The sequence below is a fragment of the Pseudoalteromonas sp. ABV4_021 genome (assembly GCF_056159365.1).
Window position 1 is genome coordinate 2,289,835 of the sequence record NZ_JBSWVB010000001.1, and the last position, 25,932, is coordinate 2,315,766.

Below are 25,932 nucleotides of genomic sequence, written 5' to 3' on the forward strand. Positions count from 1 at the left end.
CTCTTACCTCTTATGCTTTCTCTACTTGGTCTTTCTTATAAGTACGAAGTACCCAAATGAATAAACCAATGATGAAGAAAGAACTTGGTGGAAGAATTAGAAGACCCATTGGCTGATAGAAACCACCTTCAGAAACTAATGGTAAGATTTCAACATCAAACAGCGTACCTTTACCGAAGAGTTCACGAATGAAACCAACAGTTAGTAGTACTACTGAGTAACCAAGACCATTACCAATACCATCTAGGAAAGACATCATTGGTGGCGACTTCATTGCATATGCTTCTGCGCGGCCCATTACAATACAGTTAGTAATGATTAGACCAACGAATACCGAAAGCTCTTTCGCTGTTGCGTAAACAAACGCTTGTAGCGTTTGGTCAACAACGATTACTAATGATGCAATAATCGTCATCTGTACGATAATACGTACGCTTGATGGAATATGGTTACGGATCATCGAGATGAATAAGCTCGAGAAAGCCGTTACTAATGTCAATGCGATTGACATGATAAGCGCATTTTTAAGGCTTGAAGTTACTGCTAGTGCAGAACAAATGCCCAGTACTTGAAGTGCAATTGGGTTGTTTGCAAAAACAGGACCAAACAAGACTTCTTTCATTTCTTTTGAATTAGCCATTAGTTCAATGCTCCTTCACGTACTTTCGCTAGGAATGGACCAAACGCTTTTTCGCTTGTCCAGAACTTGAATGTGTTATCAACACCTACAGAAGTAAGCGTTGCACCCGATAAACCATCCACTTTATGCACATTGTTACCCGCTGTACCTTTTACGATATCAACTGGTAATTGCTTGTCTTCCCAAGTCGCAGTCCACTTAGGGTTTTGGATTTCACCACCTAGACCCGGCGTTTCATTGTGCTTGTAGAAGTTAATCGCTTTAACTGTTTTAGTATCAGTGTCTAACGCTAAGAAACCGTACATAATACCCCATAGGCCGTAACCTTGAACTGGTAGAATGATTGTTTCTACTTTACCGCTGTCATTTTTTGCAAAATAAACTGGAGACTCAGTTGTCATGCGCTGAACACCTGCTTTATCGTCTTGCTTGTCTAGTTTGATGCTGCGTTTAGCATCGAACTTAGTCATTTCAAAATCAAAGCTGTTTGGATCAGTGTCAACGAACTCACCTGTTTTCATATCAACAACGCGAGCTTCAATGTTTGCATTGAATGTTTCAGACACATTTTTAACGTCAGCGAAACCAGCAGCAGCTAGAATATTACGCTGAACGTCTTGTGTTTTGTTTGCTTGCTGTAGCGGACGAAGTTGCACAGCGGCAAGCGATACAACTACCGCGCACACTAAACATAAGCCAACTACAACACCAAGTGTTTTGCCGATAGATTCGTTATTACTAGCCACGAGCCAATCTCCTCTTGATGTTCGACTGAACTACAAAGTGGTCGAATAACGGTGCAAACAAGTTAGCAAATAGAATTGCTAGCATCATACCTTCTGGGTATGCAGGGTTTACAACACGGATTAATACAACCATTACACCAATAAGAATACCGTATGCCCACTTACCTTTATCTGTGAAAGATGCAGAAACTGGGTCGGTCGCCATGAAGAACATACCAAATGCGAAGCCACCTAGCACTAGGTGCCAATGCCAAGGCATAGCAAACATGTTATTGGTTTCAGAGCCGATACCATTTAATAGGAATGACATTGCAACCATACCTGCAAACACACCTAGTACGATGCGCCATGAAGCGATACGGAAGTAAATTAGTGCTAAACCACCAATCATCAGTGCTAGTGTCGACGTTTCACCTACAGAACCTTGAACGAAACCGTAGAATGCATTCCACCATAGTTCCATGTTGCTGTAGTCAACGCTACCAACAACCGCTTGACCAAGCATAGTCGCACCAGAGAAACCATCTACCGCTGTCCACACAGTATCACCTGAGATTTGTGCAGGGTATGCGAAGAATAAGAATGCACGACCAGCAAGTGCTGGGTTTAAGAAGTTACGGCCTGTACCACCAAATACTTCTTTCGCCATTACTACACCAAAGGTAATACCTAGTGCTACCTGCCAAAGCGGAATTGTTGCTGGCAGAATAAGTGCGAATAGTACCGATGTTACGAAGAAACCTTCGTTAACTTCGTGCTTACGAATCGATGCAAATAGTACTTCCCAGAAACCACCTACAGCAAACACAGTTGCGTAAATTGGTAGGAAGAAACAAGCACCGTAGAACATTTTAGCGCCCCACCCCGATGTTGCAGTTAATTCACCGCCAAACATTTGGAATAACGCAACCTGCCATGAATCACCTAAAGCGAAACCATTAGCAAGCGCGATTGACGCTTGATGACCGATATTAAACATACCGAAGAACATAGCTGGGAATGTCGCCATCCAAACTAAGATCATAATACGTTTAAGGTCGATATTATCACGTACGTGAGAGCCGGTTTTAGTTACATGACCTGGTGTGTAGAAAATAGTCGCAGCTGCTTCATACAGCGCATACCATTTTTCGTGTTTACCACCTGGTTCAAAATGCGGCTCGATATCTTCAAGAAACTTCTTTAAGCCCATGGGATTAACCTTCCTTCTCAATAGTAGTCAGGCGTTCACGAAGGATTGGACCGTACTCGTATTTACCTGGACAAACGAAGGTACATAGCGCTAAATCTTCTTCATCTAGCTCAAGTGCACCTAGCGAAATCGCACCATCTAAATCACCCGCGATTAAATCACGAAGTAATAAAGTAGGAAGGATATCTAAAGGCATAATGCGCTCGTAGTTACCGATTGGCACCATAGAACGGCTTGAGCCACCTGTTGACGTCGTCATTTTGAATAAACGACTAGGCGCTAAATGCGATAGGAAAGTACGTGTTACTGAGAACTTCTTCGCACCTGGAGCAATCCAGCCGAATAATTCTTTTTCACGACCTTCTAATAATGCTGTGATCTGAGTGTGGTAACGACCTAAGAAAGCATGAGGGCCACTTGCCGTAGTACCCGAAAGTACAGAACCAGAAATCACACGGTTTTCGCCATCTTCTAACTCACCAGCAACGATGTCATCCGTAGATGCGCCTAGTTGAGTTTTGATTAAGCGTGGGTTTTTAACAGTAGGACCTGCTAACGCCACAACGCGATCAGTGAAGATTTCACCTGTTAGGAATAGTTTACCGAATGCAATCACATCCTGGTAACCTAAGTGCCATACTTGCTTTTCAGCAGAAACAGCGTCTAAGTGGTGAATGTGAGTACCTACTAAACCTGCTGGGTGCTTACCACCGAACTCATGTACTTCTACTTGAGCTACAGATGAAGAAGGAACAGTTGCACCAGGCGCCTTACATACAAACACTTTACCGTCAGTTAGGCGAGAAACAACCGCAAGGCCTGCTTCAAACGCTTCAGCTTGCTCAGCAATAACAATTGCTGGGTCTGCTGCTAATGGGTTAGTGTCAATTGCAGTAACAAAGATCGAGCTTGGCGTTGAATCCAGAGCTGGAACTTTACTGAATGGACGGGTACGAAGCGCCGGCCATTGACCTGATTCAACCAGTACTTCTTGCACTTTTGCACGGTCAAGGCTCGCTAGCTCACCTGCCGAGAAAGACGCAAACGTTTCTTGCTCACTGCCGTTAACTTCAATAACAACAGATTGCAATACACGCTTAGCACCGCGATTGACTTCTTTAACAACACCAGAGGCTGGTGCAGTATACTTAACGCCAGGATTCTTTTTGTCGACAAAAAGAACTTGGCCTTTCTTGACTTGGTCATCCACACGAACATGCATGGTAGGACGCATACCAATAAATTCTTCACCTAGCACAGCGACTCGTTTAACGGCAGAACCGTCATGAATCACCTGCGAAGGTGCGCCTTCAATTGGCAAGTCCAGACCTTTTTTTATGTTGATCATACGCACTTGCATTACATTAATGAAAAGAAACTGAAAAATCTAACCATGTACCACCAAACATTCACGAAAGTGCAAATATTAGGCGATACAATCGAATCTATACATATTCCCCGAATTTTAACATTAATTCGGATGACTATGCGAGTCTAAATTGAAATTTATGCTTACAAATTAAAGCCTAAAATTTGTACTTTACAAGTTACTAAACGCTCTAATCTACTGGGTCGATCACCATTTCAATTAAATCAATTAGCCAAAAGTGTTATGTGAGAAATTTTCAGGGGGAAGAAGATTGATGGAATTGAGAATTAAGAGTTCAGAATATCGGCGTGTTACAACACCCACCTTCTGAACTCTAAAAAGAGACGCTGAGTTTTACACTAACTCAATATCTGCAACTGGGTTTACGTCAGCGTCGTAATCTACGCAGTCGATACCAAAACCAAATAGTTTTAAAAATTCATTATGATAGCTCACGTAATCCGTAAGTTCGTCAATTGAATCGCTATCTACAGTATCCCAAATAGTTTGTACACGAGCTTGAACGTCATCTTCCAACTCTTTGTAGTTTTGGAATAAATGACCGCCTTCGTCAAAACGTGGGTTATCACCGTAAAGGTTTTCACGGAATAAGCCATTGATCTGCTCAATTGTGCCTTCGTAAGTGCCATCTTCTTTCATCACTTTGAAAAGACCAGAAATGTAAAGTGGCATAATTGGAATTGCAGAGCTTGCTTGCGTTACAACAGCATTTAATGAAGAAACATACGCCTCACCATTTAGGTTCGCTGTTTTATCTTTAATTGCTGCGACTGCACGGTCTAAGTCTTCTTTCGCTTTACCGATTGTTGCATGTCCGTAAATTGGCCACGTTAATTCTTTACCAATGTAAGTGTAAGCTGTCGTTTTAAAGCCATCTGCAAGTACATCAGCCTGTTGTAGCGCATCAAGCCACATTTCCCAGTCTTCACCGCCCATCACTTTAACAGTGTTAGCAATTTCTTCTTCGTTAGCCGCTTCAACAGTTACTTCATCAATAACACGCTTAGACGTGTTTAAGTTCTTCGTCGTAACTGAATCTCCAATTGGCTTAAGAACTGAAGAGTAGGTTTCACCTGTATTCGGATCGGTACGACGTGGTGAAGCAAGGCTGTAAATAACTAAATCAACTTTACCTAGCTCTTCTTTAATAGTTGCAATCGTTTTTTCTTTTAATTCGTTAGAAAACGCATCGCCATTAATGTTTTTTGACCAAAGGCCAGCGGCTTCAGCTTCTGCTTGGAATGCCGCTGTGTTGTACCAGCCTGCAGAACCTGTACGCTTTTCCGTACCTTCTTTTTCAAAGAACACACCTAGCGTTTTTGCGCCTGCACCAAATGCTGCTGTAATACGTGATGCAAGACCGTAGCCAGTCGATGCACCAATTACTAATACGTTTTTAGGTCCAGTTTCTAATTGGCCTTGAGACTTCACATATTCAATTTGCTCTTTCACATGAGCTGCACAGCCAACTGGGTGCGCGTTTGTACAAATAAAACCACGAATTTTAGGCTTGATAACCATAAGTTAATTCCACTTTTACCTAATAAAATCTTTTAAAATTGTTGCTAGTTTAAAGCAAAGCACTGATAAACAGGTCTGATCAGCAAATAATTTTCATAAAAAAGGGGCTTACGCCCCCTATCATCTTATCGTGTTATCGATTCGAATAATATTCCATTTCTGAAATCTGATGATACGCCTTAACTTGCTGTAAAAACTCTGAGTAAGAACGCCATACTTTTGCTACAGCCTCATCATTGCGCGCTTGTTCACTAATTACTTCCATTGTGGCCGCCTTTAATGCCTGCATAACTTCTGGCGAGAATTTACGCAGCTTCACATTGTGCTTGTTTTTAAGCTGATCAAGCGCAGTATTATTGCGAGCCGTATACTCATCTAACATATCTTGGTTTGCAGTGCGCATCGCTGAAGTCACAATGGCCTGCAAATCACTCGGTAAAGATGCATATGCCTCTTTATTAATTAAAAACTCTAAATTTGCGCCTGGTTCATGCCAACCAGAATAATAGTAAAACTCTGCCGCTTTATTTAAACCAAAGGCTAAATCGTTATACGGACCAACCCACTCGGTGGCATCAATTGCACCGGTTTGCAGTGCAGTGAAAATTTCACCACCTGTTAAAGACAATGGCACACCACCGAGTTTTTCAAGCACTTCACCACCTAAACCCGGAATACGCATTTTTAAGCCTTTTAAATCCTCAACGCTATTCACTTCTTTTTTAAACCAGCCAGCCATTTGTACGCCGGTATTGCCACCAGCCGCAGGAATTAAGTTATAAGGTTCATAGAGCTCTTTCCATAGTTCCATACCACCACCATGGTGCAACCAGCCGTTAACTTCTTGTGCATTCATGCCAAACGGTATTGCAGTAAAGAATTGCGCCGCAGGAATTTTTCCTTTCCAATAATAGGCTGCGCTGTGACCCATTTCAGCGGTACCGCTCGATACGGTATCAAATACCTCAAATCCAGGGACTAATTCGCCTGCGCCATACACTTTAATTTTTAAGCGGCCATTACTCATTGCCTCCACGTTTTGTGCAAAACGCTCAGGCGCTGTGCCGAGCCCTGGGTAATTTTTTGGCCAGCTGGTCACTAGCTTCCATTTAAAGCTTTGTTGCTGTTCGACCGTATTTGTTGTTGCATTACTGGTTTGTTGTTCTTGACCACAACCACTTAAGCCAACCGCCAAGGCAATTGAAGTGATTAGTGCACTTAGTTTTTTCATGCTTCCTCCGTGCGTTCCATTGCAATAATTTTATGCATAAAGCTGGCTAGGCAACCAAGTTACTAAACTTGGATACGCAGCCATTAACGCCAATAAAATCAATTGAATAATAATAAAAGGTATCACGCCTTTGTAAATTTGCGAGGTTAACACCGATTTTGGTGCAACACCGCGTAAATAAAACAGTGCAAAGCCAAAAGGCGGAGTTAAAAACGAGGTTTGTAAATTCACCGCTATCATAATGCCAAGCCAAATGGGATCTGCCCCCATCATTAATAAAATCGGTGCAACAATTGGCACTACGACAAAGGTGATTTCAATAAAATCTAAAATAAAGCCAAGTAAAAACATCACTAGCATCACGACGAGCATGGCACCAAATAAGCCACCGGGCAGTGCTTCAAACATTTCAGCAATCAGTTCTTCGCCGCCAAACCCTCTAAAAACCAGTGAAAACAGCGATGCACCGATTAAAATCATAAACACCATCGCAGTCACTTTGGTGGTGCTTTGCATTACCGCGTTTAAATTTGAAAGATTAAACTGCTTTTGCCAAACGGCTAAAATAATGGCGCCAAATGCGCCAACACCAGCCGCTTCTGTTGGTGTAGCAATACCAAACAAAATAGAACCTAGTACAATAAAAATCAGCATCAGTGGCGGCACAAGCGCTACAAATAGCGATACTTGCTTGCGCTTTTTAATATGCTCAATATCTTCATCCAATAATGCAGGAACTTGTTCTGGTTTAAATACCGCAACAAACACTGAGTACAAAATATAAAGCCCCACCAAAATGATGCCAGGGATCACAGCACCTGCGAATAAATCGCCTACACTGACATTTTCTGGCGAGAAAATCCCCATATTAAGTTGTGCTTGCTGATAGCTACTAGACAACACATCACCCAGTAATACTAATGCGATTGAAGGCGGAATGATCTGCCCAAGCGTGCCCGTTGCAGTAATAATACCGCAGCTATATTGTTCGCTATAGCCACGCTTTAACATGGTTGGTAATGCCAATAGACCCATAGTTACAACGGTTGCACCCACAATACCCGTACTTGCGGCAAGCAACATGCCCACTAAGGTTACCGCAATACCCATACCCGCTTTGCGTTTACCCATGACCACGGCCATGGCATCGAGTAAGTTTTCAGCAACTTTCGATTTTTCCAGCATGACACCCATAAAAACAAATAATGGCACAGCAATTAAAGTGCTATTAGTAACTATGCCAAATAAACGATTTGGCAACGCATGCAAAAACGCCCCATCAAAAATACCAAACAGGCTGCCAATACCTGCAAAAATAAGCGCTGTTCCCGCCAATGAAAATGCCACGGGAAAACCCATCAAAAGTACAACGCAAACACATATAAAGAGTAAAATTGCCATATATTCCATTACGCATCTCCTTTATTGAAAAGCGTATTTAAGCACTTACAAATTTCACTCAGGCTTTGTATCAGTAATAAAATACACATTAACGGGATCAAGCTTTTCAATAGGTAAACAAATGGAAGGCCGCCAGCTTCTTGCGATTGCTCTTTAATTTGCCAAGACACGGCAACATAATCGAAACTTACAAACAGAATAAAAATGGCAACAGGCCACAATAGCACTAAGTGGCCTACTAAATTAACAAAGGCCTTTTTCGCTTTTGACAAGCGGCGATAAAATACATCAACACGCACATGCTCATCGTGTTTTAACGCGTAGCTACAACCCAACATAAATAAATAAGCATGAAGATAAAGCACGCTTTCTTGCATGGCTATCCAACCAAGGCTAAAGCCATAGCGCAATAGCACGATTAAAAACATAATCAGCACCATCGCAAAACTAAACCATGCCACCGTTTGCCCTATTCGCTCTATAAAAGCATCAAGAAGGTTGGCGATTTTAATTAAATGTGATGAAGAGGAATTAGAGTTGACTGCACTCATTGTTAATTATTGTTATCATTTTAAAAGGAAAAATGTAACACCTAATTAACAAAGAGAAAAGTCCAACCTGTTGCACATCAAAGGCTGGACATTAAAAGATTGAGGTATATTTGTTACTTACTGGTCAAATTTAGAACCACCTAAACACTTAGGCGAATTAGGAATATCAGCATGTTTCCACTGCGATTGCGTATAAGTATGAATCGCTAACGCATGAATATGATTCGCTAGTTCATCAGCAAGGACTTCATTGATCATACGGTGACACTGGAGTAAACGCTTACCTTCAAAATCGTTACTAACAACAATCACTTTGAAATGTGATTCTGTGCCACGACTATGCATATGACTTTCATTAATCACTTCTAAATGTTCACAAGAAAACGCGTTTTTTAGCTTTGATTCTATTTGCTCTAACATCGACATAGTTAATTCTCATTGAAAATTTTTGCCTATTATATGCCACAAACAGTGCGAAACGTCAGATTTATTCGACCATCATTAACACGCTTTTGTACCGGTAATGAATGTTGATAATCGCGCTGACTATCTCCTGTCATCAACAAACAACTGCCATTACTAAGGATTAGATCCGTCACTTGCTTTGAGGTGTTTTCGCGTATTTTAAACTTGCGTGAGCTACCTAGGGAAATCGACGCTATGGTTGGGGAAAACCCCAATTCAGGCTCGTCATCCGCATGCCAACCCATTTTATCTTCGCCATTGCGATACCAGTTAAGCAGCGCTGCATTAAACTGTGTGCCAAACCAATTATTAAGGCTATTTTTTAAATTAAGCACGCTGGCATGCCAGGGCTCAGGCAAAAACAGTTGATTAGAATAGCGGTAGCCAGTTCCCGCATCGCCCATATAAATTTGCTTTCGCGGAATAGTATGTTGTTTGTTAAAAATGGTCAGCGTTGGTTGCTGCCACTCTAAAGTCAGTAATTGTTGATACAAGGAACGCGCTTTTTGCTCTGCAATAAAGTGTTCAAAATAATAAAAGTCTGGCGCGACACATTGCGCCTTATTTATTCGCTCAATGCTGTTAGAAACATTCCAAGCCATGATAAACTACTGCACCTTTAAAAATAAATTCACAACACCGTTATGTCGCAAACACCTTCAGACTCACAGCTAAATGAAATTGCTCAATTAGGTGAGAACACATTTACCCTATCACGCTTTCCGCTCAAACAAAAAAACGCGAGCTTACAAGCATGGGATGCGGCTGATGAGTATTTAGTAAATTATATAGAACAGCAGCAGTTAGTAGAAAACAGCAGCAAAGTACTGATCATTAACGACGGTTTTGGCGCCCTGGCCTGTGCATTTAATCATGCATTTATCTACCATCTGAATGATTCGTTTGTTGCAGAACAGGCTGCGCATTACAACCTTGAGCAAAATCAGCTCACTGGTGAAAACACGGTGTTTTTAAAAAGCTTAGATGCTCTACCAAACGATCTTGACCTAGTACTTATAAAAGTACCGAAAAACGCGGGTTACTTAACTTTTTTACTTAGCCAATTGAGTAAAGTTTTACGCCAAGACATCCCGATTATTGCTGCAGGTAAAGTAAAAGACATCCACTCATCTACCATTCAGTTATTTGAACGTTTTTCAGGGCCAACAACAACATCACTCGCAGTTAAAAAAGCCCGTTTAATTTTAAGTAAACAACACAACAAGCCACAAGAAAGTAAGTTTCCAATCACTTGGCCTCTTGAAAAAACGCAATTTACCATCACAAATCACGCCAACGTGTTTAGTCGTGACTCACTAGATATTGGTGCACGCTTTTTTATCAATTACTTACCACAAGGAAATAAAAAACAGCGCATCATCGATTTAGGCTGCGGCAATGGTGTCATTGGGTTAACCACTCTTGAACGCTGCCCCAACGCACTTGTTACCTTTGTTGATGAGTCAGCAATGGCTGTTGCATCAGCTAAACACAATGTCGCAGCAAATCTGCCAGAACAGTTAGAAAACTGCACTTTTTTACACAATGATTGTCTCACAGGCGTAGAAAGTAATAGTGCCGATTTAATTTTGTGCAACCCGCCATTTCACCAACAGCAAGCAGTTACAGACCATATTGCATGGCAAATGTTTGTTGATAGTTTCCGCTGTTTACGTGACGGTGGCGAATTGCGTATTGTTGGCAACCGCCATTTAAATTACCATGAAAAGCTAAAACGCCTATTTGGTGGCTACAAGCTATTAGGCTCAAATAAGAAATTTGTCGTTTTAAGCGCTAAAAAGAGAGCATTATAATTATGAATGCAAAATATAAAGTTACCGTTTTGGCCCTCACTTTGGGCTTTCTTGCTGGATGCAGCACACCGTCACAAAAGTTTATATTCAGCCCTAACTATACGCAAACACATCAAAAAATGGTGCAGCAAGATGTAAGCTTGTCAGTCAATGACCGCCGTGCGAGCTTTACCACAGTTACCATTAAAAATAGCGATGGTAACCAAACGCTTGCAGATAAATACCTTGCCGAGTCAATTACGCCAGCAATTGAACAAGCATTAGCCCAAGTGGGTGCAAACAATAGCGGTATGGGTAAGGCGCTCGATGTTAATATTCAGCGATTAGATACCACGATTAAACAGCAATTACACAAGCACACCACAATTACCAATGCAGAGCTTGAAGTTGTGATTGAAACCACTGAGCACCGTTTTGCTAAGCGTTATAAAGGCAATAAGCAAAGTGAAGCGCCACTTGGCTTTGATAAAGCAAAAGTAGAACAGCAAGTTAATCGCTTAATTGAAGAAATGATCACACGTATTGTGACTGACCCTGAATTTGTTAACGCGGTTAATCGCTAGGAGTTACATATTATGAAGTATTTAATCTCATTACTCGTACTATTAATGAGCTTTTCAAGCGCTGCTAATCTGATTAAAAAAGGCGAGTTTGTACAAAAAGATAACGCCTTCCCTTTGGTTAAATTCACCACCACTATGGGTGATATCACCGTTGAATTAGACCGTCGTAAAGCGCCTATTACAGTAAATAACTTTTTAGGTTACGTAGTTGATGGTGGCTACGAAGATACCGTTTTTCACCGCGTTGAACACGATGCAGAGCAAGAGCGTGACTTTGTGATTCAAGGTGGCGGTTACGATAAAGATTACGACGGCGCATACATGGGACCTGCAATTCCAAATGAAAGTGGCAATGGTTTAAAAAACGATATGTACACTATCGCAATGGCCTACCAAGACCGCAAACCACATTCAGCCACACGTCAGTTCTTTTTCAATATGAACGACAATGATCATTTAAACCCTGGTCGTGAATGGGGCTTTGCTGTATTTGGTTATGTTACCGAAGGCTCAGAAACACTCGATAAAATAATGCGTGTTGAGACCGGCTGCCACGACAAACTGGGTTGGTGCTTTGTACCAAAGAAACCTGTCGTGATTTTAAAAGCACAAGTGCTTGATCCTATACAGTAAACATAACGCTCAATAATAAGAATAATAGGTAAAGTAAAACAACTATGGTTACTGTTTCAGAGTATCTTGGCTATTTTAAAGATCGCCGCTTAATCAATGTATTTGCATTTGGCATCGCGAGCGGTTTTCCCTGGATACTGATTGGTTCAGTAATGTCAGCGTGGCTGAAAGATGAAGGCTTATCACGTTCAATGATAGGCCTTTTTGGCATCGTTTTTGTGTGCTACAGCGTTAATTTCTTATGGTCGCCTTTAGTTGACCGCGTAAAGTTACCTGTACTTCACAAGTTACTGGGGCAACGTCGCAGTTGGATTTTGCTAAGCCAAGTGTTTATCTTGCTGGCAACCTTATGGCTAAGCCAAGTTGCTATTCAAAACCAATTGCAAACCGTAGCACTGTGTTGTTTTGTTATCGCGCTTGCTGGGGCTACTCAAGATATCGCTATCGATGCCTTTCGTATTGATACTCTAAACGAGCACGAGACTCATAAAACAACGGCCGCCGCGACTATGGCAACGTCAGGTTGGTGGACAGGCTATGCGTTATTAGGTGCTGTGCCTTTTTACATGGCTGACCTACCCAACTGGCAATGGACGCACGTTTACTTTGTGTTGGCACTAATAATGTTAGCCCTGATGCTAGGTGTGTTTTTTGCGAAAGAGCCCGATTCCAATCGCGAATATATTCATAAAGCGCTTGAGGCAAAGCTTATTCAAACTGACGCATCATTTTTAAAACGCATTGGCGCTTGGCTTTGGGTGACAATTGCCGAACCATTTAGAGCATTTTTTAATCGTAACGGTGTAAAAACGGCACTCGCGCTGTTGGCCTTTATCTTTCTATTTAAAATTGGTGAAGCCTTTTTAGGAAGAATGTCGATTGTCTTTTACAAAGAAATTGGCTTTAGTAATTCACAAATTGCCACCTACTCTAAACTTGGCACCGGCTTAATTACCATTATATTTGCCTTTCTTGGTAGCTTGTTTAATTCGCGCTATGGCATTGTAAAAGGCTTGTTTATTAGCGGTATTGCAATGGCGGCTTCTAACTTAATGTTTTCGCTTATTGCTATGGTGGGACCAAAAGAGAGTCTATACGCTATGGCCATTTTGGTCGATGGCTTTACTCAAGCATGGTCGTTAGTCGCCATGGTGGCATTTATCTCAATGTTATGTGACCGTGCATTTAGTGCGACACATTATGCGTTACTTGCATCGCTAGGAAATTTGGGAAGAACGTTTTTGTCGGGGTCGTCAGGGTATTTAATTGACTACTTAAATGGAAATTGGGCGCTGTTTTTCTTACTAACAGCACTAATGGTAATACCGTCTTTAATTTTCTTATTTCTAATTAGGAAGCGCCTAATGGCATTGGAAGCAAGCTTTCATAGCAAGCAATAGTGCATCCATGCATCATTAAATTACTTAAAATAAAGTGAATGTTTATTCACTTTTTAATAGCGTTAAGCCTTCAATTGGATCTATTTCAAGCGCTTGGCAGTAACGAATAAATTCAACAACATCTAAACGACGTTCTTGGTTTTCAATTTTACCAACAAATGAATGCGGTGTTCCAAGCACCTGAGCAAGGCTGCGCATAGTGTGGCCTTTCTCTTGGCGTTTTACTTTAAGCCATTGTGTTAAACGCGAATTTTCTTCCGACGCAACTGTTTTCCCCATCATAATTACTTCTCCTATTGATGATTGGAAATGCTCTATTCTATCAACCCACTTAAACCACACTGAGAATATTGGTAAGAATACACAATACCTAGCATAAAATTTTAGTTAGCACATTCTACCTACTTTGAGTAAATGCCCTACAAATTTTGCGGTTAATCTACAAATTATAGCGACCAAATGCAGGAATTAGATTGATCCAGTATAAGTAATTATTAAAAGTGCATAAAAATTTAGTACTAATATTTTCGTCTATCGGTCAAAGTGACTAGCTAAAATATAGTCAATATTTTCAATTGTGGCAGATTTCCGCGTTTTGCTATAACCTAATAAAACAATAAATAAGTATTCATCTTTATGATTAGATTGTTTTTTTTACTACCAGTTTTACTGTGCTTTGCGTGGTTTTACTTTCTTAAGGTAAACAACATCCCATTAAAACAAGGGAAGAAAGGCTTTTTTTATATTCTCGGTGTTAGCTGCGTTATCTTGGCGTTTTTTACCCTGATGCTACACCTGACGAAAACAAACTAGCATAAAAAAAGAGCATCAATTGATGCTCTTTTCATTTTTAACTTAAGCTAGCTTGCCAGTTTGTGCTCTACAATCTCGGCATCTTGATGTTGCATCGGCTTTTTTCTAAGAGCTAATAAGCACGGAGTCAGTACTAAGGTAAGCACAGTAGCAAAGGCAAGGCCTCCGGCCACAGCCGTTGCTAATTGCACCCACCATTGCGTTGACGGCGCACCAAACGCTATTTCGCGGTTATACAAGTCGATATTAATTTGCAGTACCATAGGCATTAAGCCCAGTATCGTGGTGACGGTTGTTAACAGCACTGGTCTTAGGCGCTGAGCACCTGTTCGCAAAATCGCCTCGTGTTGGTCCATGCCTTGCCTGCGCAGAACATTATAGGTATCAATCAATACAATATTATTGTTAACCACAATTCCTGCTAATGAAATAACACCGATGCCTGACATTACAATGCCAAATGGCTGTTGCAAGATAATTAGGCCCAAGAATACACCCACCGTTGAAAACAGCACTGCACTTAAGATAAGCATTGCTTGATAGAAACTATTAAATTGGGTGACTAAGATAATGCCCATCACAAAAAGCGCCACTAAGAAGGCTTTTTCTAAGAACACCATAGATTCATCTTGCTCTTCATTTTCACCACGCACTTTTAGTTTCACGCGAGGGTCTAGCCCTTGCGCTTCAAGTTGCGCTTGTAAACGCGGTAATGCCTTACCTAACTGTTGACCTACTTTAACATCAGCATTCACCGTAACTACTCGGTGGCTATCAACACGATTAATGGTATCCACTTTTTGTACCGCTTTACGCTCAATAAAGTGAGTAATTGGCACTTGGCCATGCTGGGTTTTTACGCGCAGCGTTTCTAATCGGCCTAAATCACGTTTATCTGCTGGGAAACGGACACGAATATCAATTTCATCATCGACATCATCAGGGCGATATTCACCTAATTTCAAACCGTTAGTTACCATTTGCACGTTAGCGCCAAGCATTGTAGCGTCAGCACCAAAACGCGCGGCATCTGCACGGTTTAGTTTGAGTTGCCATTCAATACCTGGCTTTGAAGCGGAATCGTCCACATTCACAAAAGCGCCGTCGTTTTCTATCGCATTACGAATGCGGCGCGCCTCTTCATTTAATACATCTGGGAACTTAGAACTGAGTTCAATTGATAAATCTTTGCCGCCGCCGGGACCATTTTCATCTTTGCGGATTTCAATTTCCACACCAGCCATATCTGAAGTGTTACTAAGTACTTCTTCAATAATTTGATCTGCCGGACGGCGTTTATCCCAGTCTTTTAAGTTCATACGCAGTGATCCGACGATATCTTTGCCACCGGAGCGAGAATACAGAGTTTTTATGCCCTCAACCGTTAAGATACGCGCTTCAATATCTTTCATGATTTGGTCTTTTTCATAAATCGACAAATCACCGTAACTGCGCACCTTTAAGTTAATGCCATTCGGCTCTACATCAGGAAAGAACTCAACGCCAAGCCCTGACATGCCATAACTAATAAACACCAAAACAGAAAAACCAATCGCGGCAAATAAACTCAGTAATGGACGCTTAATCGCACGGTCAAGTAAGCGAACATAACGCCCTGTTGCGCCTTTTAATTGTGTTAGGTTACCTTCTTCCGCTACCAATAGGTTTTGCTTTTGCTCTTCTGTCAGCGGGCGAACTTTACCAATTAAACTACCAATTGTTGGCACAAATACTAGCGCCATTACTAGTGACGCAGAGAGTGTGGCAATTAAGGTTATCGGTAAATACTTCATAAATTCACCCATCATACCCGGCCAGAAAATCAGCGGTGCAAATGCCGCTAACGTAGTAGCTGTTGATGCAATAATTGGCCATGCCATGCGCTTAGCAGCAACCGCATAGGCTTTTTTACGCGGCATGCCTTCACTCATCATACGGTCGGCAAATTCACTCACAACAATGGCGCCATCCACCAACATACCTACCGCCATAATCAAGGCAAACAGCACAACAATGTTGACCGTTAAACCAAATATCGCAATCACTAAAATACCGGTGAGGAATGAGCCTGGAATGGCCACTCCCACTAAAAACGCGGAGCGCGTGCCTAAAATCGCGATAATCACAATCACCACTAAAAGCACGGCAGAAAGCACATTATTTTGTAAGTCAGACAGCATGTCTTTTACGTCTTTACTCATATCACCGGTATAAGTGACCTTGATATGATTTGGCCAAATTGCTTTGCTTTCTTCCACTTTAGCTTTGACTTGATCAACCGTATCAATAATGTTTTCACCAGCACGCTTTTTTACTTCGAGCGATACCGCTTGTTGGCCATTAATACGTGCAATCGAATTTGGATCTTTATAAGAGCGTCTAATTTGCGCGACATCCATAAAGCGTACAACTTTATCACCCGATACTTTTACTGGCTGTTCCATAACATCTTGAATGGTTTCAAAAACAGACGGGATTTTTACCGCAAAACGGCCCTTACCCGTATCGAGTGTGCCCGCTGCCACTAAGCGGTTATTGTTGGTAAGTAAGCTATAAATGTCATTTTGATCAAGACCATACGACTCCATTAAAAGTGGGTCGACAACAATCTCAACCATGTCTTCGCGCTCGCCACCAATTTCAACCTCTAACACACTTGAGATTGATTCCAACTCATCTTTTAAATTACGTGCGAGCGTTAATAAGCCGCGTTCAGGAATATCGCCCGATAGCGTTAAAGTAATTGTTGGTTGCTGATCTTCCATCAATACTTCGTGTACTTCTGGCTCTTCGGTTTCCGACGGCAGCTTTGCTTTTGCAAGCGATACCTTGTCGCGCACATCAGCAAGCGCTTCTTTTGGATCAGAGCCTGCGAAAAACTCAAGTGTAACGGATGCGTGACCTTCACTAGCAACCGCCGTCATTTCCTTTACCCCTTCGATAGCGCGCAGTTCAATCTCCATTGGACGCACTAACAAACGCTCAGCATCTTCTGGTGAAATGCCATCATGTACTATCGATACATAGATAAATGGAATGGTGACATCGGGATTCGCTTCTTTTGGAATATTTTGGTAAGTCACCCAGCCCGAAATAATCAATAAAATGAATATTGATAAAACGGTACGAGTGCGGCTGAGTGAAGCATCAATTAATGTGCGCATTGTGCAGCCCTCTACTCTTGCTCATTCGCAAACACAGGTTCAACCGTATCGCCAATTCGCACAAAACCTTGACCTAGAGTAATCACATTTGCGCTTTCGCCAAGTCCGGCCATCCACACGCCAGAGGCTTCTGACTTCACAACATCAATAGGCGAAAACACCACGCGGTTATTGTTATCAACCGTTTTAACACCAATATTGCCGTCTTCATCAAGCGCCATAAATGCTGGGCTTAAATGAATCGCGTTTACTTCATCATAAGTAATATCAAGCTGGGTAGAAAAGCCTGCACGATACTTCATATTTGGGTTATCAAATGCCGCTTCAATTTTAAATGTGTTAGTGCCCTCATCAGCAACGGAAGCGATATAACGAATTTTTCCGCTGTAGGTTTTATTGTTAATAAATAACCCCGATACACTTTGTCCTACACTTAATCCCATCACTTCTTTTTGCGTTACATCGGCGCGTACTACAAGCGGGTTTAAATCAGCCAACTCTAAAATTGGGTCGCCACGTCCTAAATAATCACCTAACTCAACAAGGCGCTGATTAATTACACCAGAAAACGGTGCCTTAATTTCTGTTCGTTTAAGCGATAGTTCAAGATTTGCTAGACTCGCTTTAGCCTGCTCTAAACTTGCCTTTGCACGCGCTAACGCAGATTGGTCATTAAGGCCTTTTTGCTTTAGCTTGAGTGCTCCTTGGTATTCAACTTCACTTTGTTCAAGCAATGCTTTTGCTGCGGTAATTTGTGAATCTAAATCGGACTTATCAAGTTTAAGAATAACCGTACCTTGCTCAACAAACTGACCCTCTTTGACAAGAATCTCTATTACTTCACCTTCTTGACGAGCGGCTACACGGGCAACCTTATTTGGTTCGGTGCGACCATAAAGTTGCAATGAACGGTTAATTGGCTTGGCATGCAATGTTTCTACTTTAACTTTAGCAATACGCTGCTGGGATTCTGAGGTGCTTTGTTCATTGGCATTTGAGCCACCTGACATCATCCATAAGATGATAAAAACAGTAATAAAAATAGCGATGATATAAGGTTTTTCGTTTAGCTGAGTGCGTAGCTTGTTAAATAGGTGCATTCCTGTCTCCGGAACTGATGTGGCAGATATTTCCTTATTTGATGATAATACTTCTCAACAATATATGTAAGTTAAAAAATGTAACACTCTGCACTAGTGCGTGTTGTTATTTGTGGTCTAAATTCTGCTCAAGTTCAACGCTTTTTGATTGCGGCGTTGCTTTGTAAGCCTAGTGTGCTTAGTCAAGAAGCAACAACAAAACACCATCAAATTCAGGCACAAAAAATGCCACATAAAGTGGCATTTTAAATTTTACTATTTGTGTATTTAGTTAAACACTAAATGATGCGCCACAACCACAGGTTGTTGTTGCATTTGGGTTGTTTACGAAGAAACGTGACCCCTCTAGACCTTCTGTATAATCTACTTCACCATCAACTAGGTACTGAAGACTCATTGGGTCAACTACTAGAGTTACACCGCTTTTCTCGATTTCTAAATCGCCCGGATTGGTTTTCTCATCAAATGTAAAACCATATTGGAAACCTGAACACCCACCGCCCGTTACGTAAACACGTAATTTTAATGCTGGGTTTTCTTCTTCCTCGATAAGCTGCTTTACTTTGTTTGCAGCATTTTCGCTAAATTTAATTGGTAGTTGATCAGACATACTTCGACCCATTTATATGAATGGTCGAATTATCTAATACCTGACCAATTTAATCAAGTTTAGCGCTATTCCCTTTGGTGATATTAAAGTAACGAAGTATCTAACGCATTTATTGCTTTAGATCATTACTCGCTATACAAATTAACTTATTTTTTATTGCTATTATGCTGTTATAATTACGTCATAATTAACCCTCTGAATTACCGATAACAATCGCATGACATTTAGCCAAAAAGTAACCGATAATTTGGCGGCCTTAAGAAGGGTCGTTGCTCGTCCAAAATCGAGTATTCAATTAGCGTTACTAGGTGTGCTAGCGGGCTTAGTTGCCGCCATGTTGATTATTATGTTTCGCTTAGTGGTATTAATTGGCCAAAGCGGCTTTGTCAGCGAATACGATAACTTCACTCAACTTCCTGAAACTGAAAGATTAATACTACCTATTCTTGCCGCGGTATTTATTGCTACTTTCGCTTATCTAACAGGCTTTAAGCATTATCGCCTAGGCATTCCCTACGTTATTCACCGCATTAAACAAAACTATGGCCAAATGCCTATATGGAATGCCGTAAACCAATTCGTTGGCGGGGCAATTGCACTTATTAGCGGCTTTTCAGTGGGACGAGAAGGCCCATCAGTACACATGGGGGCAGCAGGTGCCAGTGTCATTGCCAGTTATTTGCATTTGCCTTTTAATGCCATGCGTACCTTAACGGGGTGCGGTGTAGCAGCAGGTATTTCGGCATCATTTAACACTCCGCTCGCAGCGGTTATTTTTGTAATGGAAGTGGTACTGAGAGAGTACAAAGTGCATATTTTCGTACCGGTTATTCTGGCGTCGGTAACTGGTGCGATTACCACGCAATTTGTTTTTGGCTCCGATTCAGAACTGGCGCTAATTCAAGTGGTATCGATTCCACCTTGGCATTATCCCTATTTAGTTGTCTGTGGCATTGTACTCGGTGCTGTAGCGTACGGCTTTAACAAAAATCTGATGTTAATAATTCGAACCTTTAAATCGGTAAATATGTTTCCTCGCCTTATTTTGGCAGGCATTATTACCGGTGCAATTGGTTACTTAGTACCACAAGCCATGGGTTCAGGTATGAGCGCCATAGATATTGCAGTAAGCTCACCTGAGCAGGTTCAGTTACTGACCACCATTTTAATCGCTAAGTTATTAGCGACATTATTCGCCTTAGGCTTAGGTATTCCTGGCGGCATTATTGGCCCAGTTATTGGACTTGGCGTTATTTTAGGCTCATTAATGAGCTACTTTGCTGCGTTTATTAGCCCTGAAGTAAACATTACAGGCACTTACGCAGTACTTGGTATGGCGGGTTTACTTGCAGCAACGCTAAATGCACCACTCGCAGCTCTGATGACAGTAATGGAGTTAACCGCTAGCCACAGCATTATTGTGCCAGCTATGTTAGTAATTGTGTCTGCGTATTTAACCGCACTTCAGGGCTTTGGCAACCGTTCTATTTTCTTACAACAACTGGACTTTCAAGGGCTTAAATATCAGGTCTCTCCTGCCGTAGAAGCACTACAAAAAGTTGGAGTTATTGAAGAAATGAGCGACAAATTCAACTTACTTTACAGCGATGATAAATCGCTTATCGCAGAGTCTCTTGATGCAGCAGACGCGCAAACCCCACTAATTGTTTTTGATGATGAAAACGGCTATCGCCTTGCTGAATACGACTTAAACCTTACCGCTGAAGAAAGCGTGTCAATCCGCTATATCGAAATGCAAGGTGTCACTAGCCAAGCAACCCTTGGTGATGCATTTGAGATTTTACGCGACAATCGTTCAGGGGTTATTTACGTATATGATCAACTCAAAGACAATGATATTTTAGGCATCATCCGCTGGGATGACATTCGCCAAATTTTAATGATCCGCAACGCATTGCTTTAGGATATAACAATAATGAACACCCTATTACTGATAAAAGCACTTCACATCTTTTTTATGGTTGCTTGGTTTGCAGGCATTTTTTATTTACCCCGTTTATTTGTTTATCACGCGCTTACCGAAGAGCGCAGTAACAGCGCCATGCTAAAAATCATGGAACGTCGATTACTTTTCTTTGTTACGCCATTTGCTATTTTAACGGGCGTTTTTGGTATCATTTTAATTGTAATGTATGGCCGAGAGTGGTTCCGCGCAAGCATGTGGCTGCATTACAAATTGGTGCTGGTCATTTTGCTTTATATTTACCACGGCTACTGCTTCAAATTACTGGCCGACTTCAAACACGATAGAAACCAGCGAAGCGATAAGTTTTACCGTATATTCAATGAATTACCTGTTTTAGTACTGCTTGCGATTGTTATCTTAGCGGTAATGAAGCCAAGTTTATAAAAAATCTGCTATATTAGCGCCCGAAAATAACTGTTCAGGATCTTTATCATGTCAAACTTTGTTGGCCAGCATGTTCTGTCTGTAAATGAGTTAAACCGCGATGCGATTGAAACCATTTTTAATGTTGCAAAGAAAATGGAGCCGTACGCAAAGAAGCAAAAACGCACCAAAGTACTTGAAGGTGCTATTCTTGCAAACTTATTTTTCGAACCAAGCACCCGTACCCGTGTAAGCTTTGGTACTGCGTTTAACTTGCTTGGCGGCCTTGTTCGTGAAACAACCGGCATGCAAACTTCGGCGCTTGCTAAAGGTGAATCTCTGTATGACACCGCTCGTGTAATTTCATCATACGCAGATGCGGTTGCCATGCGTCACCCTGAAGCACACTCGGTTGCCGAATTTGCTAATGGCTCAACGGTACCAGTACTTAATGGTGGTGATGGTCCGAACGAACACCCAACACAAGCGCTACTTGACCTACTAACAATTGATAAAGAGCTTGCGCGCTTTGACCGCAATATTGACGGCATGCACATTGCCCTTGTCGGTGATTTAAAATATGGCCGTACAGTGCATTCACTTTCAAAACTACTGTGCCATTATAAAGACGTAAAATTTTCACTTGTCGCGCCAGATGGCTTGCAAATGCCTGACTACATTGTTGATACCGTAACTAATGCAGGTCACCAGGTTGAAATCGTCAACCAAATGGAAGGTAATCTTGCAGCCGACATCGTGTATCAAACACGCATTCAAGAAGAACGCTTCCCATCGCAAGAAGAAGCGAATAAGTACCGTGGTGGCTTCCGTATTAGCCAAGCGATTTACGATGCCCACTGCAAACCAAACTCTGTATTAATGCACCCATTGCCGCGCGACAGCCGTGGTGATGCAAATGAGCTTGATAACGACTTAAACAGTAACGATAACCTAGCGATTTTCCGCCAAGTACAAAATGGTGTACTAGTGCGTATGGCGCTATTTGCATTAACGCTAGGTGTTGACGGTCTCGTCGACAAATATGAAACCGAAGTGCCATGGTTCAGCCGTAAACAAAATACCTAATCTTATTTGGAACAAATTATGACAATTAGCCAAGACTTATTTGATAGAGCGCAGGCGTCTATCCCAGGTGGTGTAAACTCACCGGTTCGTGCATTTAACGGTGTCGGTGGCACACCGCGCTTTATTACTAAAGCCGAAGGCGCATTTACTTATGACGCCGACAACAACAAGTACATTGACTATGTTGGCTCTTGGGGCCCAATGATTTTAGGTCACAACCACAGTGCTATTAAACAGGCCGTACTTGACGCTGTTGAGAACGGTTTAAGCTACGGCGCACCAACAGAAACTGAAATTTTAATGGCCGAGAAAGTAAAAGCACTTGTGCCATCAATCGAAAAAGTGCGCATGGTAAGCTCAGGTACTGAAGCAACTATGAGTGCAATTCGTTTAGCACGCGGTTTTACAGGCAAAGATAAAATCTTAAAGTTTGAAGGCTGTTACCACGGTCACGCTGATTCACTACTAGTAAAAGCGGGTTCTGGCGCACTGACTATGGGCGTGCCAAACTCACCGGGTATTCCTGAAGACTTTGCTAAACACACACTGACTGTATCGTTTAACAAACTCGATGAAGTAAAAGAAATTTTCGCTAAATTTGGTGATGATATTGCGTGTATTATCGTAGAGCCAGTGGCGGGTAATATGAACTGTATTCCACCAGTTGCTGGCTTCTTAGAAGGTTTACGTGCAGTGTGTGACGAATACAAATCAGTGCTTATTTTTGATGAAGTAATGACTGGCTTCCGCGTTGCAAAAGGCGGTGCACAGGCGTATTACAACATTACACCCGATCTAACCTGTTTAGGTAAGGTAATCGGCGGCGGTATGCCAGTAGGTGCATTTGGTGGTAAAACTGAAATCATGGATTACATCGCACCAGTAGGCCCAGTTTATCAAGCAGGTACGCTTTCAGGTAACCCAATTGCCATGGCCGCAGGCTTAAAAGCCCTTGAGTTACTGGATGTTGACGGTCTTCATGACGAACTTGAAGCGAAAAGTAAACGTATTTGTGAAGGCTTTAAAGCTGCTGCTGAAAAAGCAGGTATTGAACTTACCACAAACTACGCCGGTGGCATGTATGGTTTCTTCTTCACATCTGAAGAAACAGTAACTACTTACCAGCAAGCAACAGAATGTGATTTAGAGCGCTTTAAAAAGTTCTTCCACTTAATGCTTGATGAAGGTGTTTATCTTGCGCCAAGTGCATTTGAGGCTGGCTTTGTTTCAACTGCACACGGTGATGCTGAAATTGAAGCAACCATTGCTGCTGCCGAGCGCGCTTTCGCTAAGCTTTAAGCAAATAAGTTAGATTTAATTTATAAAACCACGCACTTGCGTGGTTTTTTTTGAACGAAAAAAGGCAAAAACTCGTTCTTCTTATAAACTTGTACCACTGTGTCACTTAACAGGATCAGAGTTTATGCCAAAGCCCAATGCCTTTATTCTTCCCGCCGTTACCTTAATGGCCAAGCTAAATTACTCTAAAAAGATCATCGTCGTGGTATGTGTGTTACTAATTCCCTTAGCAATCAGCTTAATTTTTTTAAACGTGCAGCTTAACCACCAAATTACACAACACCAACGGGAACTCTCAGGACTAAAAAATTACAAGCCTTTGCTACAAGCGGTTGTCGACAACAACTTAAATCAGGTTGCCGCCAATGACTTTAATGTTTCAGCTAGTAATGCGTTAGACTCTCTCAATAAAATATCGATAAAAAGCCAATTGGCAACCGATAACGATTTAGCAAGCAATTATTTAAATCGCGCCATAGTAGATGATTTCCCGCTGCTCGTTGCCAATTTTTATGCAGTAAAAGAGGCCACAGACACAGTAATAAATAGTGGCAGTTTTACACCTGATACCTTTATTCAGCTTTCTAACCAAAATAAAGCGCTACCGAGCTCAGTCAATAATCTTGAAAACAAACTAATGGTTGCGATGACGCATCATAAACCAACAAAAACTGCGCTACAAAGCGTCGTGCTCGATACAAAAAGCGCCTTGCTAAACTATCAAAGAACCATTAAACAGCAAGTGCTCGACCCCGACTCAATCGCTTTATCACGCTCGCAGTTTTCTCAGCTAAATAATAAAACAATCGAAAGTTTAGAACGCTTTACAGACACCTTACTGCCACACCTAACTCAAAAAGTACGCCAACAAATGGCAGACGCTCAGTTTATTCGTAACAGCGTGCTGATTGCATCGATTCTGTTTACGGTAATCGCGCTTTACTTGGTGACAGGTTTTTATTTTGCCGTGGTACGCACGCTATCGCGTTTATCTAACACCGTAAATGAAGCCGCCAACGGCTCACTAAATATCAAAGTAAACCTTGAAAGTGACGACGAATTAGCCGCTATCGGCCATCAAATTAATTTTATGCTAAAGCAGTTTGCAGAGCTTGTAGAACAATCTCAACACGCCGCACTTGAACTTAATCAAGCAACCTCTCTGCTTGCTGATGCAAGTGACGCAAGTCGCCAAGATGCGATACAACAAGAGCAAAAAATTGCTGAAATTTCGAGTCAATTAAGTGAAATGAGCAGCTCAGCACAAGCGGTTGAGCAACAAGCAACCGATGCGCAAACATTAGCAAAAGAAGCCAGTACACATGTACAACAAGGCAGTCAGAATACGCTTAATTTAAGCCAACATATGGCAGAACTACAGCTTGATTTTAAACAGAGCCAAGCTGCGCTAAATAAGCTTGCAGAAGACACACAAAACATTAGTAACGTTAGCGTCGCCATCAGTGAAATTGCAGACCAAACTAACTTACTTGCACTCAACGCCGCTATTGAAGCTGCTCGTGCAGGAGAACAAGGTAGGGGGTTTGCTGTGGTAGCTGATGAAGTACGAACACTGGCAGCACGCACTCAACAACAAACGCAAGAAATTCATACCATTGTCAGCACTTTGCAGGTGGCTGCAAAAGATACTCAACATAAAATGCAAAACAGCGTAGATAAAATGGAGCAAGGCGTTGAACAAGCCAACCAAACTCGGGATATTTTGGCTAACGCCGAACACGATATGCAATCCATCGACCGCTCTGGCGCTGCAATTATGGAACAGGCCAGTTTACAGACCAGTAGCACATTAAATGTTGTTGCGCACAGCGATGAAATTAGCCAGCTTGCACAACACAGTTTAGGCTCTGCGCAAAGCACCGCTTCTGAAGCGAATCATATTCTGCAAATCGCCAATAAGCTGAAACAGTCTCTTGGCCAATTTAAGCTGTAAGCTTATTGT

The 25,932-nt window shown here is 41.8% G+C and carries 23 protein-coding genes; 9 read left to right on the forward strand and 14 right to left on the reverse strand.

From position 1 onward, the window contains the following. Positions 1–10 precede the first annotated feature (10 nt). The 10 genes from ACXAFE_RS10670 to ACXAFE_RS10715 form a co-directional block, all read right to left on the reverse strand. Positions 11–640 carry an NADH:ubiquinone reductase (Na(+)-transporting) subunit D gene (locus ACXAFE_RS10670; protein WP_054980658.1) on the reverse strand — a complete coding sequence of 210 codons (630 nt, stop codon included), beginning with the start codon at positions 638–640 and terminating at the stop codon, positions 11–13. Next, positions 640–1,386 carry a Na(+)-translocating NADH-quinone reductase subunit C gene (locus ACXAFE_RS10675; protein ID WP_010561781.1) on the reverse strand — a complete coding sequence of 249 codons (747 nt, stop codon included), beginning with the start codon at positions 1,384–1,386 and terminating at the stop codon, positions 640–642. The genes ACXAFE_RS10670 and ACXAFE_RS10675 overlap by 1 nt, the downstream gene beginning before the upstream one ends. Next, positions 1,379–2,578 carry an NADH:ubiquinone reductase (Na(+)-transporting) subunit B gene (locus ACXAFE_RS10680; RefSeq protein WP_010561782.1) on the reverse strand — a complete coding sequence of 400 codons (1,200 nt, stop codon included), beginning with the start codon at positions 2,576–2,578 and terminating at the stop codon, positions 1,379–1,381. Before ACXAFE_RS10680 ends, ACXAFE_RS10675 begins: the two co-directional genes overlap by 8 nt. Positions 2,579–2,582: 4 nt before the next feature. Next, positions 2,583–3,926: a Na(+)-translocating NADH-quinone reductase subunit A gene (locus ACXAFE_RS10685; protein ID WP_054980660.1), complete on the reverse strand. Its 1,344-nt coding sequence runs from the start codon at positions 3,924–3,926 to the stop codon at positions 2,583–2,585. 375 nt (positions 3,927–4,301) lie between these two features. Beyond that, complete coding sequence (fabV, locus tag ACXAFE_RS10690; protein ID WP_475152204.1) at positions 4,302–5,489, reverse strand: enoyl-ACP reductase FabV; 1,188 nt, start codon at positions 5,487–5,489, stop codon at positions 4,302–4,304. A 133-nt stretch (positions 5,490–5,622) separates the two neighbouring features. Continuing rightward, positions 5,623–6,720 carry a TRAP transporter substrate-binding protein gene (locus tag ACXAFE_RS10695; protein WP_054980662.1) on the reverse strand — a complete coding sequence of 366 codons (1,098 nt, stop codon included), beginning with the start codon at positions 6,718–6,720 and terminating at the stop codon, positions 5,623–5,625. A 30-nt stretch (positions 6,721–6,750) separates the two neighbouring features. Continuing rightward, on the reverse strand, positions 6,751–8,130 hold the full coding sequence (locus ACXAFE_RS10700; protein ID WP_475152207.1) for a TRAP transporter large permease: 1,380 nt from the start codon (positions 8,128–8,130) through the stop codon (positions 6,751–6,753). Then, a complete protein-coding gene (locus ACXAFE_RS10705; RefSeq protein WP_475152209.1) occupies positions 8,130–8,582 on the reverse strand; it encodes a TRAP transporter small permease subunit in 453 nt (150 codons plus the stop codon). Before ACXAFE_RS10705 ends, ACXAFE_RS10700 begins: the two co-directional genes overlap by 1 nt. Positions 8,583–8,789: 207 nt before the next feature. Beyond that, positions 8,790–9,098 carry a BolA family protein gene (locus ACXAFE_RS10710; protein ID WP_475152211.1) on the reverse strand — a complete coding sequence of 103 codons (309 nt, stop codon included), beginning with the start codon at positions 9,096–9,098 and terminating at the stop codon, positions 8,790–8,792. A 29-nt stretch (positions 9,099–9,127) separates the two neighbouring features. After that, positions 9,128–9,739, reverse strand: a complete 612-nt coding sequence (locus ACXAFE_RS10715; RefSeq protein ID WP_475152213.1) for an alpha-ketoglutarate-dependent dioxygenase AlkB family protein — start codon at positions 9,737–9,739, stop codon at positions 9,128–9,130. A 42-nt stretch (positions 9,740–9,781) separates the two neighbouring features. On the opposite strand from ACXAFE_RS10715, the gene ACXAFE_RS10720 reads away from it, so the two are divergent. From ACXAFE_RS10720 to ACXAFE_RS10735, 4 genes are read left to right on the forward strand one after another with little or no spacing between them, the layout of a single operon-like run. Next, on the forward strand, positions 9,782–10,951 hold the full coding sequence (locus ACXAFE_RS10720) for a methyltransferase (RefSeq protein ID WP_475152215.1): 1,170 nt from the start codon (positions 9,782–9,784) through the stop codon (positions 10,949–10,951). 2 nt (positions 10,952–10,953) lie between these two features. Continuing rightward, the gene (locus ACXAFE_RS10725) at positions 10,954–11,514 is read left to right on the forward strand and encodes a YajG family lipoprotein (protein ID WP_100913928.1); all 561 of its coding nucleotides are present in this window, start codon (positions 10,954–10,956) and stop codon (positions 11,512–11,514) included. A 12-nt stretch (positions 11,515–11,526) separates the two neighbouring features. Next, positions 11,527–12,147, forward strand: coding sequence for a peptidylprolyl isomerase (locus ACXAFE_RS10730; RefSeq protein WP_237129922.1), 621 nt, complete (start codon positions 11,527–11,529; stop codon positions 12,145–12,147). A 44-nt stretch (positions 12,148–12,191) separates the two neighbouring features. Continuing rightward, the gene (locus ACXAFE_RS10735; protein WP_475152219.1) at positions 12,192–13,547 is read left to right on the forward strand and encodes an AmpG family muropeptide MFS transporter; all 1,356 of its coding nucleotides are present in this window, start codon (positions 12,192–12,194) and stop codon (positions 13,545–13,547) included. Positions 13,548–13,589: 42 nt separating this feature from the next. Here the strand turns inward: ACXAFE_RS10735 and ACXAFE_RS10740 are convergent, their stop codons facing one another. The 4 genes from ACXAFE_RS10740 to erpA form a co-directional block, all read right to left on the reverse strand. Continuing rightward, entirely contained in the window at positions 13,590–13,829 is a 240-nt protein-coding gene (locus ACXAFE_RS10740; protein WP_010561794.1) for a helix-turn-helix domain-containing protein, read from the reverse strand. 578 nt (positions 13,830–14,407) lie between these two features. Then, positions 14,408–17,524, reverse strand: coding sequence for an efflux RND transporter permease subunit (locus ACXAFE_RS10745; protein ID WP_475152222.1), 3,117 nt, complete (start codon positions 17,522–17,524; stop codon positions 14,408–14,410). Positions 17,525–17,535: 11 nt separating this feature from the next. Then, positions 17,536–18,624 (reverse strand): efflux RND transporter periplasmic adaptor subunit, encoded by a 1,089-nt coding sequence (locus tag ACXAFE_RS10750; protein ID WP_475152224.1) that lies wholly within the window; start codon positions 18,622–18,624, stop codon positions 17,536–17,538. A gap of 271 nt (positions 18,625–18,895) precedes the next feature. Continuing rightward, positions 18,896–19,234 (reverse strand): iron-sulfur cluster insertion protein ErpA, encoded by a 339-nt coding sequence (gene erpA / locus ACXAFE_RS10755; RefSeq protein ID WP_010561797.1) that lies wholly within the window; start codon positions 19,232–19,234, stop codon positions 18,896–18,898. Between the two features lie 217 nt (positions 19,235–19,451). Between erpA and ACXAFE_RS10760 the strand changes: the two genes are divergently transcribed. The 5 genes from ACXAFE_RS10760 to ACXAFE_RS10780 all read left to right on the forward strand — a co-directional run bounded on the left by ACXAFE_RS10760 (position 19,452) and on the right by ACXAFE_RS10780 (position 25,923). Next, positions 19,452–21,158, forward strand: a complete 1,707-nt coding sequence (locus ACXAFE_RS10760) for a chloride channel protein (protein ID WP_010561798.1) — start codon at positions 19,452–19,454, stop codon at positions 21,156–21,158. Positions 21,159–21,170: 12 nt separating this feature from the next. Further along, a complete protein-coding gene (locus ACXAFE_RS10765) occupies positions 21,171–21,605 on the forward strand; it encodes a CopD family protein (protein ID WP_475152233.1) in 435 nt (144 codons plus the stop codon). A 48-nt stretch (positions 21,606–21,653) separates the two neighbouring features. Then, positions 21,654–22,670 carry an aspartate carbamoyltransferase gene (locus tag ACXAFE_RS10770; protein ID WP_010561800.1) on the forward strand — a complete coding sequence of 339 codons (1,017 nt, stop codon included), beginning with the start codon at positions 21,654–21,656 and terminating at the stop codon, positions 22,668–22,670. Between the two features lie 18 nt (positions 22,671–22,688). After that, positions 22,689–23,969, forward strand: coding sequence for a glutamate-1-semialdehyde 2,1-aminomutase (gene hemL, locus ACXAFE_RS10775; protein ID WP_394228189.1), 1,281 nt, complete (start codon positions 22,689–22,691; stop codon positions 23,967–23,969). A 124-nt stretch (positions 23,970–24,093) separates the two neighbouring features. Further along, positions 24,094–25,923 (forward strand): methyl-accepting chemotaxis protein, encoded by a 1,830-nt coding sequence (locus ACXAFE_RS10780; protein ID WP_475152236.1) that lies wholly within the window; start codon positions 24,094–24,096, stop codon positions 25,921–25,923. Positions 25,924–25,932 lie beyond the last annotated feature (9 nt).